This is a genomic window from Amycolatopsis sp. DG1A-15b, assembly GCF_030285645.1.
Taxonomy (GTDB): Bacteria; Actinomycetota; Actinomycetes; order Mycobacteriales; family Pseudonocardiaceae; genus Amycolatopsis.
Genome location: NZ_CP127296.1, coordinates 8,826,773 through 8,839,217, shown reverse-complemented (window position 1 = coordinate 8,839,217; position 12,445 = coordinate 8,826,773). Strand labels below are relative to the sequence as shown.

The 12,445-nt window shown below is 71.2% G+C and carries 10 protein-coding genes; 5 read left to right on the top strand and 5 right to left on the bottom strand.

All coding sequences use genetic code 11. The annotated features are described in order from the left end of the window. Positions 1–662: 662 nt before the first annotated feature. Both QRY02_RS40970 and QRY02_RS40965 read right to left on the bottom strand, forming a co-directional pair. Positions 663–1,871 (bottom strand): helix-turn-helix transcriptional regulator, encoded by a 1,209-nt coding sequence (locus QRY02_RS40970; protein ID WP_285988087.1) that lies wholly within the window; start codon positions 1,869–1,871, stop codon positions 663–665. A 623-nt stretch (positions 1,872–2,494) separates the two neighbouring features. After that, positions 2,495–2,950 (bottom strand): type II 3-dehydroquinate dehydratase, encoded by a 456-nt coding sequence (locus tag QRY02_RS40965; RefSeq protein WP_285988086.1) that lies wholly within the window; start codon positions 2,948–2,950, stop codon positions 2,495–2,497. A gap of 187 nt (positions 2,951–3,137) precedes the next feature. Here QRY02_RS40965 and QRY02_RS40960 point away from each other — a divergent pair, with 187 nt between their 5' ends. Continuing rightward, positions 3,138–4,400 carry a cytochrome P450 gene (locus QRY02_RS40960; protein ID WP_285988085.1) on the top strand — a complete coding sequence of 421 codons (1,263 nt, stop codon included), beginning with the start codon at positions 3,138–3,140 and terminating at the stop codon, positions 4,398–4,400. 542 nt (positions 4,401–4,942) lie between these two features. Here QRY02_RS40960 and QRY02_RS40955 read toward each other — a convergent pair. The 3 genes from QRY02_RS40955 to QRY02_RS40945 are packed head-to-tail and all read right to left on the bottom strand — an operon-like array spanning position 4,943 to position 7,376. Then, positions 4,943–5,854, bottom strand: coding sequence for a transketolase family protein (locus QRY02_RS40955; protein ID WP_285988084.1), 912 nt, complete (start codon positions 5,852–5,854; stop codon positions 4,943–4,945). After that, positions 5,851–6,543: a thiamine pyrophosphate-binding protein gene (locus QRY02_RS40950; protein ID WP_285988083.1), complete on the bottom strand. Its 693-nt coding sequence runs from the start codon at positions 6,541–6,543 to the stop codon at positions 5,851–5,853. Before QRY02_RS40950 ends, QRY02_RS40955 begins: the two co-directional genes overlap by 4 nt. Positions 6,544–6,557: 14 nt before the next feature. After that, positions 6,558–7,376, bottom strand: a complete 819-nt coding sequence (locus tag QRY02_RS40945; protein ID WP_285988082.1) for a 27-O-demethylrifamycin SV methyltransferase — start codon at positions 7,374–7,376, stop codon at positions 6,558–6,560. 259 nt (positions 7,377–7,635) lie between these two features. Here QRY02_RS40945 and QRY02_RS40940 point away from each other — a divergent pair, with 259 nt between their 5' ends. The 4 genes from QRY02_RS40940 to mhpA are packed head-to-tail and all read left to right on the top strand — an operon-like array spanning position 7,636 to position 12,440. Next, positions 7,636–8,910 (top strand): cytochrome P450 family protein, encoded by a 1,275-nt coding sequence (locus QRY02_RS40940; protein ID WP_353068211.1) that lies wholly within the window; start codon positions 7,636–7,638, stop codon positions 8,908–8,910. Between the two features lie 58 nt (positions 8,911–8,968). Beyond that, on the top strand, positions 8,969–9,721 hold the full coding sequence (locus QRY02_RS40935; RefSeq protein ID WP_285994069.1) for a thioesterase II family protein: 753 nt from the start codon (positions 8,969–8,971) through the stop codon (positions 9,719–9,721). Next, positions 9,718–10,914, top strand: a complete 1,197-nt coding sequence (locus QRY02_RS40930; RefSeq protein ID WP_285988080.1) for a phthiocerol/phthiodiolone dimycocerosyl transferase family protein — start codon at positions 9,718–9,720, stop codon at positions 10,912–10,914. Before QRY02_RS40935 ends, QRY02_RS40930 begins: the two co-directional genes overlap by 4 nt. Positions 10,915–10,937: 23 nt before the next feature. After that, a complete protein-coding gene (mhpA, locus tag QRY02_RS40925) occupies positions 10,938–12,440 on the top strand; it encodes a bifunctional 3-(3-hydroxy-phenyl)propionate/3-hydroxycinnamic acid hydroxylase MhpA (protein ID WP_285988079.1) in 1,503 nt (500 codons plus the stop codon). The last annotated feature ends 5 nt before the right edge of the window (positions 12,441–12,445 follow it).

Here is a 12,445-nt window from a genome sequence, read left to right as displayed (position 1 = left end):
CGGTGGTCCCTCCCGCAAGGGCCCCGGTTTCGCCGTCGGGAGTAAGCGTGACCCCACCGGCGCTTCCAGTCAAGATGCCACACGGGGGTCCCGCCGGTTGGCGCAGCGTGGAAGAGGTTCAGCGGAGCGTGAGCGGCCGAATATCATTCCAGCTACCAGCCGGTAACGCCACCTTGGCGGCTCTACCTGGGGTTTTGCCGGGGTCGAGGGGTATGGCGCAGGCCACCGGGGCGGAGTGGAACCCGGCGTGCCGGGGAGCGGCGTTTCGCGGATCGGGGGATTCGCGGGGCCGGTTCGAGGGCGCGGGAGAGCGCTTACGGACCGCGCGCGGCAGTGCGCGCGCGAGGACGCGCGATGGCATCCCCGGCTGCCGCACCACCCACGGCGGTACGGGCGTGGCGGCGCCCAGTGGCACCCGCGGTCGAGGCACCCCGGAGCCGCCGGGAGCGGACGGCACTCCTCTCCCGCACGGCTCGGCTCGCCGGCCGCTCCCACCGCCCCCGGCACCAGGGGCGGCCGGACCGCCGGACCGTCGCGACCGCGCCGCCCTCCACTGCGGCGTGACCACTCTTCGTGCCCGCTCGGCCACCCGGATCCGGTCGTCGCTCCCGTCACGGCACCCAACCGCACGGGGGACCACCGGCCCGCCTCGCTTCACCGTCCTACGAGAACACCTTCCACGCCGCCGCCAGCTCCACCCTCGAAGTGATGTTCATCTTCTGGAACACCTTCTTCAGGTGGAACGCCACCGTGTGCCGGGAGATGAACAGCTGCCGGCCCACCTCGTTGTTGGTGTGGCCCTGGCTCACCAGCTCGGCCACCGCGAACTCCGTGTTCGTCAGCCCGTGCGGGACGGCGCCTTCGCACTCCACCGTCCGGGTCGTGCCGCGGCGGACGCCGTACTCGCGGAGCTTGTTCACCACCCGGGCCGAGTCGCGCGTGGCGCTCACCGCCGCGTACGTGTCCAAGACCGACTCGAGGATCCTGATCGTCCGGTCGCGCTCGGAACACCGGACGGCCAGCAGGCTCGCCAGGTCCTCGCGCGCCGACGCCGCGCACCAGCGGTCGGGGTGGATGTCGGCCGCCTCGTGGAGCTTGGCCGCGTCCTGCTCCAGCAGGCCCGCCGCGTGCAGGGCGGAGCCGCGGATCACGCTGAACTCCGGCTGCTCGGCGGCCAGCGCGGCGGACTCTTCCGCCGAAGCCTTCGCCAGGTCGTGCGCGCCCAGCTTGACGCACGCACGAACCAGCCAGGACGCCGCCGCCGGTTCCGACACCAGCAGCTGCTTGAGCACCACCGGGTTCGTCACGATCCCGGCGATCAGGCTCGCCGCGCTCGCCACGCCGCTGCGGGCTTCCACCGCCTGCGCGGCCACCCACGCTCCCGGCGCCTGCCCGAAGTAACCGAGCAGGGCTTCGTCCGACAGCTTGTCGACGAAATGGCGGCACGCCCGCATGTCCGCGCGGCGAAGGGCACCCAGCGCCAGCACCACGTAACTGGGCGGCCGCAGCGACCGGTCACCACAGCGCTCGGCGATCCGCAGCCCGGTGCTGATTTCGTCCATCGCGTCGTCGACGCTGCCCATGGCGAACAGCAGGCTGCCCCGCACGTTGTGCGCGACGGCGGTCATGCGGTCGGAGGCTGCCCCGCCCCGATCCGCCGACTCGAGCACCCGGCGGCCCGCGTCGAGGTCCCGGGCCTTGATCAGCAACCCGACATACCAGAACTGAGCCAGCTGGCTGAGTTCGTCGGATTCCCGGCGGTCGCCCGTGGCCGCTGCCCTGGCACAGTGCAACCCCGCGTCGAGCCGCCCGTTGAACCACGACGAGGCGGAGCGGCGGAGGAACCCGGCGGTGTCGCAGGATCGCTGCATCAAATCGTCACCGAATCCGGCGAACGGATTCTGTGGCATTTGCAAGTTTGGTACGTCCAACATCGATCGGCTATCCCCCAGATATAGACGAAGCGGAATCGATTGCGGCGTGCCGCGCTTGAGCGGAATTTTTTCCCGACACCGAGCATGAACGGCACGCCCCGTAGGGGCCGTTCCCCCCAATGTAATGCGCACCGTGTTAAACACGTGTTCACACGGAGCACCGAATGTTCAGTCAGTGTGTGGTGACGTCCCGGCAGGTATGCCGGGCTCGCACCACCACAACCTCCCCAGGTTGGCATGTCAAAAACTAACATCTTGCTTGGCTCACAGTAGCTTCGGTAAGACCCTTCGTCATCGGTCATGTGACCCCGGTCACACTCCTTTGGAATGCCGTGTGAACTCGTCATTCCTTGTCTCACAAGGAGATTCTCCGATAAGCGACGCCATGAATCAGCCCGATGGCCTAGCGCCCAAACGGTTAGTAGTCAACAAACCATGCGGTCGGACGATGTTCACGGTAACGATGGACTGGACCATTGGGAGATGACCAGGTCACAGGGGGAATGCTCGGAAAATCGCCGTTACCGATCCGGCTCCGGCCACCGGTGGGACTGGCGCAATCAGCGCAGCCCGTTCGGCGGTTCGGGCGACAAGTGCAGCAACGCCCGCGCGGCCAGGCGGTAGCCGAAGGCGCCGAGGCCGACCACCACCCCGCTCGCCAGCGGCGCGATGACCGAGTCGTGCCGGAACTGCTCGCGCGCCCACACGTTGCTCAGGTGGACCTCGATCCACGGCGGCTCGTAGCTGGCCAGCGCGTCGCGCAGGCTCCAGCCGGCGATCATCAGCGCACCCGGGTTGACGATCGCGCCGACCGTCGTGTCGCGGTGCGCGTGGACCGCGCCGACCAGCTCGCCCTCGCCGTCACGCTGGACCGGGACGACGTTCCACCCACGGGGCCGCACCTCCTCGGCGACCGCCTTTTCGATGTCGGCCAGCGTGTCGGTGCCGTAGATCTCGGGCTCACGCCGGCCCAGCACACCCAGGTTGGGACCGTTCAGCAGAAGGACGTCGGGCAACGGGACACACCTCGCTCAGCAGGGGGGCCGGACCACCTCATGCTGTCGACGCGGTTCTGGGGGCACCACCCCAACGTTGATAGTTGCGCCCGGTGACCTATCAGACCGAGGGATGCCCACCCGGCCGCGGAGAACTTAGGCTCCGGCCGAGGCTTGTCCGGCGATCCGGGAATGGAGTTCCTCCGCAGTGACGACCAAAGTGACCGAAAACGCGCCCAGCACCGAATCGCTGCGCTCACCACTGCCCCCGGAGTTCGTCCGGCGCGAAGACCCGTTCCGCGTGCCGCCCGCTCTGGTGGCCGTCGGCGAACGGGGTCCCGTCGCCCGGGCGACGCTGGCCGCCGGCGACCCGTTCTGGCTCGTGTCCGGGTACGAGGAAGCGCGCGCGGTGCTTTCGGACCCGCGCTTTTCCTCCGACCGCTTCCAGTACCACCCCCGGTTCAAGGAATTGTCGCCCGAATTCCGGGAGCGCCTGCGTGATGACAAGGCGCGGGCGGGGTCGTTCATCAACATGGACCCGCCGGAGCACACCCGGTACCGGAAACTGCTCACCGGGCAGTTCACCGTCCGGCGGATCCGCGAGCTGAGCGCCCGGATCGACGAGATCGTCGCCGGGCGGGTGGACGCCATGCTGGCCGGCGGGACCACCGCCGACCTGATGACCGAATTCGCGTTTCCCGCCCCCTCGCTGATGATCTGCGAGCTGCTCGGGGTGCGTTACGAGGACCGGGCGGAGTTCCAGCAGCGCGCGTCGGCCCTGCTGCAGATGAACGCCCCGGTCGCGGAGGCGGTGAAGAACGCCGACGCCCTGCGCGCGTTCATGCAAGAGCTGGTGACCGACAAGCGCAAGAACCCGGCGGGCGACCTCATCTCCGGCCTGATCCACCACGCCGGCGCCGACCCCGCGCTCACCGACGACGAGCTGATCAACATCGCCAACCTGCTGCTCATCGCCGGCTACGACACCACGGCGAGCATGCTGGGGCTGGGCATCTTCGTGCTGCTGCAGCGCCCCGACCAGCTCGCCACGCTGCGCGACGACCCGTCCCGCATCGCCGACGCGGTCGAGGAGCTGCTGCGCTACCTGTCCGTGGTGAACCCGGGGATCTTCCGGTTCGCCAAGGAGGACCTGGAGTTCGCCGGCGAGCACATCCCGGCCGGCTCGACCGTGGTGGTCTCCGTGGTGGCCACCAACCGCGACGAGCGGCAGTGGCCGGACCCGGACCTCGACCTGACCCGCCCCCGCGGCCCGCACCTGGCGTTCGGCCACGGCGTGCACCAGTGCCTCGGCCAGCAGCTGGCCCGGATGGAGATGCAGGCGGGCTACGCCGAGCTGCTGCGCCGCCTGCCGAACCTCCGCCTGGCGGTACCGCCGGAGGAGGTCCCCCTGCGCAACGACATGCTGACCTACGGGGTGCACTCGCTCCCGATCGCCTGGGACGCTCCCTAGGACGCGGAGAAAGAGGCCCGGACCGTCGACGGCGGTCCGGGCTTTTGCGTGTGCGGGGCGCGCGGCTTGCCGGGTGGCTCAGCGGGACTCGGCCTGGCTCGGCTCGGCTCGGCTCGGCTCGGCTCGGCTCGGCTCGGCTCGGCTCGGCTCGGCTCGGCTCGGCTCGGCTCGGCTCGGCTCGGCTCGGCTCGGCTCGGCTCGGCTCGGCTCGGCTCGGCTCGGCTCGGCTCGGCTCGGCTCGGCTCGGCTCGGCTCGGCTCGGCTCGGCTCGGCTCGGCTCGGCTCGGCTCGGCTCGGCTCGGCTCGGCTCGGCTCGGCTCGGCTCGGCTCGGCTCGGGGAGATCATCGATCGCCGCCAGAAATCTGCGGCCGGTGGAAGCACCATGGCCGGCGATCAAGCCGCCGATCCGCGCGTCGCCGTGGGCCGTGGGCCGTGCGCTGGGCGCGTTGGCCGTCAGCAGCGCGCGACGAAAACCGGCTCCGCGCCACACCGCCTGGGGGTTGGCGGTGCGGCGTGGAGCCGGTCGGGGTCCGTTCGTGGCTCAGCCGACGAAGCGGGTGATCGAATCCGCCAGCGACTCGGCGTCCACGCCGAACAGGCGGTCGTGTTCCTCGGGCGTTCCGTAGACGCGGGCCTCGCGGTCGCGCCACGTTCCGAACGACCTCAGGCGGTGCGGTACGTCTGCCAGCGCTTCGGTCACCTCGAACGCCGACGTCCCGCGCAGGTACGGCTCGACCAGCACCACGTTCGGAGCCGCCGCGCCCACCGCCGCGCGGAGACCCGCGTGGTCGAACGGGCGGATCGTCGACGCGTACAGCACCGTCACGTCCGCCGTGGCCGTCGCGGCCAGGACCTGGTCCAGCACCGGGCCGACCGCGATCACCACGCCCGCGCTGCCCCGGCGCAGCACCGTGAACCCGTCGGACACCGGCACCGCTTCGCTGTTCGCGCGTTCGGACAGCCGGACGTAGACCCGGTTGTCGCCCGCGATGGCCTTGCTCAGCAGCGGCCCGACCTCGTCCTCGTGGCCCGGGACGTGCACCGTCCAGCCCGGCAGCGTGTCCAGCAGCGCCACGTCGCCCGGCGCCTGGTGGGTGCGGCCCCACGACGGGTCGTCGTAGGAGGCACCCACGCTGACCAGCACCGCGCCGACGTCCTGGTGGCCGAGGCCGATCTTGATCTGCTCGAACGGCCGCTCGACCAGGAACGGCGCGTACGTGTGCACCACCGGCCGCTGGCCGGCCAGCGCGAAGCCGCCGGCGATGTCGATCATCGCCTGCTCGCGGATGCCGAAGTTGTGGACGCGGTCCGGGAAGTCCTTCTTGACCTCCCAGAAGAACCACGACGAGATGTCGGCGGTCAGCATGACCACCCGCGGGTCCGTGGCCAGCGACTCGATCACCGTCTCGGCGAAGACGGTCCGCATCTGCTTCCTGGTCACCTGGGCGGTCATGCGGTGCTCCCTTCCTCGATCGGGAGGATTTCCGCGATGACCGCACGCGGCCGCCCGTCGGTCTCCCCGGTCAGCGCCTTCTCCAGCGCGTCGTGGTCGCGGCCGTCGACCGTGGTGGCGGCCCAGCCCTCCTGTTCGAAGCGCCCGGCGATGCCGCCCGGCCAGCCGAGGCTCGCCGTCTTGTTGTCGATGACGATCGCGGTGAGGCTGCCGATCCCGAGCCGTCCGGCGATCGCCATCGTCTCGTGGTTGCTGCCCTCGTCGAACTCGCCGTCGCCCATCAGGACGAACACGCGGGCGTCGCGGCCCTGGGCGCGCAGCCCGAGCGCGGTGCCGACGCCGAGCGGGAGCCCGTGGCCGAGGGAGCCGCTGCTGATCTCCACGCCGGGCGCCAGGTTGCGGTCCGGGTGCATGCCCAGCGGCGAACCCCACTGCCGCCAGGTGTCCAGCGTTTCCGGCTCGATGAAGCCCTTCGCGGCCAGCACCGCGTAGTAGGCCATCGGGCCGTGGCCCTTGGAGAGGTAGAACCGGTCGCGGCCGGGGTCGTCGATGTTCGACGGCGACACGTTGAGCACGCGTTCGTAGAGCACCCAGATCGCGTGCAACGTCGACGCCGCGGCCCAGCCGTGCTTCTCGTCCCCCGTCATCCGGCCGAACAGGCCGCGGAGGTTCTCTTCGGTCATCTGCATGGTTTCGGGCTTCCTCAGTCGGGCTTGCGCGCGGTCAGCAGGACGTACCCCAGCGACGGTTCCTCGCTGAACGCGCGGAACCGGCCGAGGGTGACCTCGAACTGCGCGGCCTCGATGTGCTGCAGGGCCTGTTCCCGCAGTCCTTCGAACCGCTCCGCCGCCTTGGTCCACGACGGCCGGGTGTACTGGCTGACGTCCTCGGCGCTTTCGGGCTCGAGGCCGGCTTCGCGGAGGTGGTCCTGGTACTCGTCGAGCGACACGACCGCCACCACGCCCTTGCCCACCTCGCGCACGCGCTCGGCGTCGGCCTCCAGGCCGGCGGGGCTCGGCACGAGCAGGAAGTCGCCGAGCGCCAGCCGCCCGCCCGGCCGCAGCACCCGGGCGGCCTGGCGGATCACGTGCCAGCGGTCCGGCATGTGGTGCAGCGACTCCAGCGCCCAGACGAGGTCGAACGACCCGTCCTCGTACGGCAGCTCCATCGCGTCGGCGTACTCGAAGACGACCCGGTCGTCGACGTCGGCCTTGTACGCGCGGTCGTTCGCGCGCTCCACCTGCTTCTCGCTGATCGAGATGCCGGTGACCATGACGTCATTCGCCGTCGCCATCCGGATCGCCGGTTCGCCGTTGCCGCAGCCGATGTCGAGCAGCCGGTCGCCGGCCCGCAGCGGCAGCATCCCGGCCAGCCGGTCGGTCAGCCGCGTGGTGGCCTCTTCGAGCGTCGCGGACTCGTCGTCCCAGTAACCGTGGTGCAGGTTTTCACCCCAGAGCTGGTCGAGCAGGTCCGCGAAAGCGTCGTAGCCCTTACCAATCTCGTTCGGAGTCGGCTTCGTCACCAGTACCCCTAAGCATCGTTTCGCGTGACCGCGTGTCGATCAACGCCTGGCCTGCAAGGTCTTTCGGAGACTAGGTCAGGCTCGCCCGGCCGGGCATCCCTCGTTCTGATAGCGCCGGGGTGGCTCACGACCGTCCACAAGGGACGCAGGCACGAGCACTGTCAGGTTGGGGGATGCTCAACCGGGCGGCCCTTGCCTACCGTCCGAATCCGGGCCCGCCGCACGCGAGCGGGACCGCCCGCGTCGGCACCAGGAAGGGATGGCCATGACCGCCACCGCCAAGCCTTCGGCCAAGCCGGTCGACCTGTTCTCACCGGAAGTGGTCGCCGACCCGTTCGGCTGGTACGCGCGGTTGCGCGAAGAACCGTTGCCGCACACCGGGACGCTGAACATCGGCACCATGATGGGCGGGCCGGACATGTGGCTGGCCACCCGCTACGAGGACGTGCTCACGGTCCTCACCGACCCGCGCTTCCTCACCAACCCGCCGTCGGACTCGCCGCTGGCCGACATCCGCGACGGCGTCTTCAAGGCGATGAACTTCCCCGAAGACCTCATCCCGTGGATGGCCAACAAGCTCAACACCGCCGACGGCGAGGACCACACGCGGCTGCGCAAGCTGGTCTCGTACGCGCTGACCGCGCGCCGCGTCAACGCGCTGCGGCCGCGCGTCGAGAAGATCACCGAGGACCTGCTCGACCGGATGGCCGAACTGGGTGCGGACGGGTCGCCGGTCGACATCGTCGAGGAGTTCTGCTTCCCGCTGCCGGTCACGGTCATCTGCGAGCTGGTCGGCATCGACGAACCCGACCGCGCGGCCTGGCACGCCTGGGGCAACGCGATGGCGACGATGGACGGGCCGAAGATCCCGCCCGCCCTGCGCCAGTGCATCGCCCTCTCGCGCGAGCTGATGGCACGACGGCGCGTCGAGCCGAAGGACGACCTGGTCACCGCCCTGGTGCAAGCCCAGGCGGAGGATCCGGGCCGGGTGTCCGACGACGAGATCGTCGGCATCCTGTTCAGCCTCGTCACGGCCGGGCACCAGACGACGACCTACCTGATCGGGAACTCCGTGCTGTTCCTGCTCGAGCAGCCCGACCAGCTCGCGCGGCTGAAGGCCGAGCCGGCGCTGTGGGCGCAGGCCGTGCGCGAGCTGCAGCGCCTGGGCCCGCTCCAGTTCACGCAGGCCCGCTTCCCTTCGGAAGACGTCGAACTGGGCGGCGTCACCATCCCGCGGGGGACGCCGGTCGCGCCGCTGCTGCTGGCCGCCAACACCGACCCGCGCAAGTTCCCGGAGCCGGACAAGCTGCTCGTCGACCGGCTGAGCGTCGCCAACGAGATGCACCTGTCCTTCGGCAAGGGCATCCACCGCTGCCTGGGCCAGCACCTCGCCTACCAGGAGGCCGAGGTGGCGCTGCACGGGCTGTTCACCCGGTTCCCGGACCTGACCCTGGCCGTGCCGCGCGACGAGATCCCGTGGATCCTGCGGCCGGCGTTCACCCGGACCAAGACGCTCCCCCTGAAGCTCGCCTGAGGGCGGGAAAAGTTCCGAAAGGCAGTCCGCCGTGCACCGACCAGATGCCGAGAAGTGGTTGCGCCGTTTCGAACGGGCACCCGACGCGCGAGCGCGGCTCGTGTGCCTGCCCCACGCCGGCGGCTCGGCCAGCTTCTTCTTCCCGCTCGCCAAGGCCCTCGCTCCCGCGGTGGAGGTCCTGGCGGTCCAGTACCCGGGCCGCCAGGACCGGCGCCACGAGCCGCCCGTCGACAGCATCGGCGGGCTGACCAACCGGCTGCTGGAGGTGCTGCGCCCGTTCGGCGACCGGCCGCTGGCGCTGTTCGGGCACAGCATGGGCGCGATCATCGGCTACGAACTGGCGTTGCGGATGACCGAAGCCGGGCTGCCCGCTCCGGTGCACCTGTTCGCGTCCGGGCGGCGGGCGCCGTCGCGCTACCGCGACGACGACGTGCGCGGCGCGTCGGACGAACGGCTCGTCGCCGAGCTGCGGAAGCTGGGCGGTTCCGACGCGGCCATGCTCGCCGACCCCGAACTGCTGGCCATGGTCCTGCCCGCGATCCGCAGTGACTACCGCGCGGTGGAGACGTACCGGCACGAGCCCGGACGGCAGCTGAACTGCCCCATCACGGTGTTCACCGGCGACCGCGATCCGCGGGTGTCGGTCGAGGAGGCCCGCGCCTGGGAGGAGCACACCACCGGGCCGGCGGACCTGCGGGTGCTGCCGGGCGGCCACTTCTTCCTGGTCGACCAGGCCGCCCCGATGATCGCGACGATGACGGAGAAGCTGGCCGTCCCCGCGCTGACCGGATCCGCGGGAGGGAACTCGTGACGCGAGCGGCTGTCCGGCGCGCGCTGGCGCCCAGCGAGAGCATCCACGCCGTCAAAGAGGCCTACATCGGGTACACCGTGCGCGCCGAGGGCCGGCTCGATCCCGAGGCGCTGACGACCGCGTTCGAAGCGGTCTGCCGCGCCTACCCCCAGCTTTCGGCCCGGGTGGAGTTCACCGGCGAAGGCGCGGTGCTCACCGAGTCCGGCACGCGGCCGGAAATCCGGTTCGCCGACGGCGACCCGTCCCGGCCACTCGCGGGACTGGACCTCGACCAGAGCCGGGCGCTGAGCGCGCTCAACGTCGTCCGCGACGGCGACGAAGCCGGCGTCTGCCTGGCGATCCAGCACAGCGTCGCCGACGCCCACCACGCCACCGCGATCCTCTCGGCGCTCTGGTCCTGCTACACCGACGTCGTCGAAGGTGTGCCGCTCGACCTGGGCCGGCACCCGTACCCGCGGTCGCTGGAGGACCTGCTGGCCGAACGCGGCATCCACGCGAACGGCACCGTCACCCCGGCGGCGCCACCCGCGACCCGGCCGGATCCCGTCATCCGGCACGTCGTCCAGCACCGGCTGACCGAAGCCGAAACGACGACGCTGGCGGAACTGGGCCACCGCGAGAAGGTGACGATCAACGGTCTCGTGTCGGGCGCGGTGCTGCTCGCCGAGGCCGAGATCCGCGACATGCCGCTGACCGACCTCGTCCACCGGTACTCGGTGAACCTGCGCAGCAGGCTCACTCCCCCGGTCGGCGCGACCGAGGGCACGAACGTGCTCGGCGGGGTCGGGTTCAAGGTCACCGACGAGCTCCCGCACGACGCCGTCGCGATCGGCCAGGCCATCGGCGAGCAGCTGCGGGCCGGCCTCGCCGACGGGTCCGTGCAGCGCAGCATCCTGGACATGTTCGCGCGGCCCGCCGCCGCGAAACCGTGGGACCCGAAGCTCGCCCTCGCCGTGGTCAGCGTCATGAACTGGGGCGTCGCCCCGCCGATGCGCACCCCGCACGGCCTGCGGCTGACCAACCTGCACTCGGCGTCCCGGATGCGGGAGACCATCGCGCTCGGCGGCTACGTGCTGAGCAGCTTCGGCGGCCGGGTGGGCATCGACCTCGGCTGGCCCGAGGGCGATCCGTCGCTGCCGCAGCGCCTCGACTGCCTGCGCGAACAGCTGGCCCGCCTGACTCGCGACCTGTGACCCTGTGACCCTGTGAGGTTCCCTTGACGGACACGGACGTCGTCATCGTCGGCAACGGTCCCATCGGCGCCACGCTCTCGGTGCTGCTGGCCCAGCGCGGCTGGCGGGTGACGGTGCTCGAACGCCGGCCCCGGCCGTACCAGCTGCCGCGGGCCACCAGCTTCGACGGCGAAACGGCCCGGCTGCTGGCCGCCACCGGCATCGGCCCGGACCTCGGGCGGATCACCGCCCCGGCCAACGGCTACCAGTGGCAGACCGCCGACGGGCAGGCACTGCTGGACATCGCCTTCACCACCGACGGCCGGTACGGCTGGCCCGACGCGAACACCATGCACCAGCCCGCGCTGGAGGAACTCCTCGCGGCCCGGGCGGCGGAACTGCCGGAGATCACCGTGCTGCGCGGGCACGAAGTTGTGGCCATCGCGGACGGCGAGCACGTCCAGGTGACCGCCGTCGACTCCGACGACGTTTCGCGGACGCTCACGGCACGGTGGGCCGTCGGCTGCGACGGCGCCAACAGCTTCGTGCGCGAGCACCTCGACGTGCCGGTGACCGACCTCGGTTTCTCCTACGAGTGGCTGCTCTGCGACGTCCAGCTGACCGAGCCGCGCGAGTTCGTGCCGACGAACGTGCAGATCTGCGACCCGGCCCGGCCCACCACGCTGGTGGGCAGCGGGCCCGGCCGCCGCCGGTGGGAGTTCATGCGGCTGCCGGGCGAAAACGCGGCCGAGCTCAACAAGGACGAGACGGCGTGGCGGCTGATGGCTCCCTTCGGCGTCACCCCCGAAACCGCCACCCTGCTGCGCAGCACCACCTACATCTTCCAGGCCCGGTGGGCCGACCGGTGGCGGGCCGGGCACGTCCTGCTCGCCGGCGACGCGGCGCACCTCATGCCGCCGTTCGCCGGGCAGGGCATGTGCTCCGGCATCCGCGACGTCACCAACCTGGCGTGGAAGCTCGACCTCGTCCTCCGCGGCTCGGCGTCCGAGTCCCTTTTGGACAGTTACGGCGACGAGCGCCGCGAGCAGGCCCGGGAGGCCATCCTCGCGTCGGTCCAGCTGGGCCGGGTGATCTGCGTGACGGACCCGGCGGCCGCCGCCGAGCGGGACGCGACCGTGCTGGCCAACCGCCGCGGCAAGCCGGCGGGCCGGCCCGAACCGGCGAAGCCGCTCACCGGCGGCCTGCACCACGAAAGCCCGGGCGCGGGTGTGGTGGTGCCACAGGGCCGGGTGCGCCTGGCTGGCACCACGGGGCTCTTCGACGACGTCGCCGGCCGGGGTTTCGTGCTGCTGACCACCGAGGAGACCCACTCGGACTTCCTCGCCGAGCTGGCGACGCACGTCGTCCGCCTCGACGGCACCGTGGACGTCGACGACGTCTACCGGCCGTTCCTGGCCCGGTTCGGCGCGGCTTCGGTGCTGGTGCGGCCGGACTACCACGTCTTCGGCACGGCCGGCCCGGGCGGGCTGGAAGCCCTGGCCGGCGCCCTGCGCTACCGGCTGCGTGCCGCGGTGCCGACCGGCTGATCCGG

Bases quoted from the DNA above. Each gene is read 5' to 3' on its own strand.
- QRY02_RS40955 (WP_285988084.1), bottom strand. From the start codon at position 5,854: ATGACCGCCCAGGTGACCAGGAAGCAGATGCGGACCGTCTTCGCCGAG.
- QRY02_RS40950 (WP_285988083.1), bottom strand. From the start codon at position 6,543: ATGCAGATGACCGAAGAGAACCTCCGCGGCCTGTTCGGCCGGATGACG.
- QRY02_RS40970 (WP_285988087.1), bottom strand. From the start codon at position 1,871: ATGCAGCGATCCTGCGACACCGCCGGGTTCCTCCGCCGCTCCGCCTCG.
- QRY02_RS40940 (WP_353068211.1), top strand. From the start codon at position 7,636: ATGGCCATGACCGCCACCGCCAAGCCTTCGGCCAAGCCGGTCGACCTG.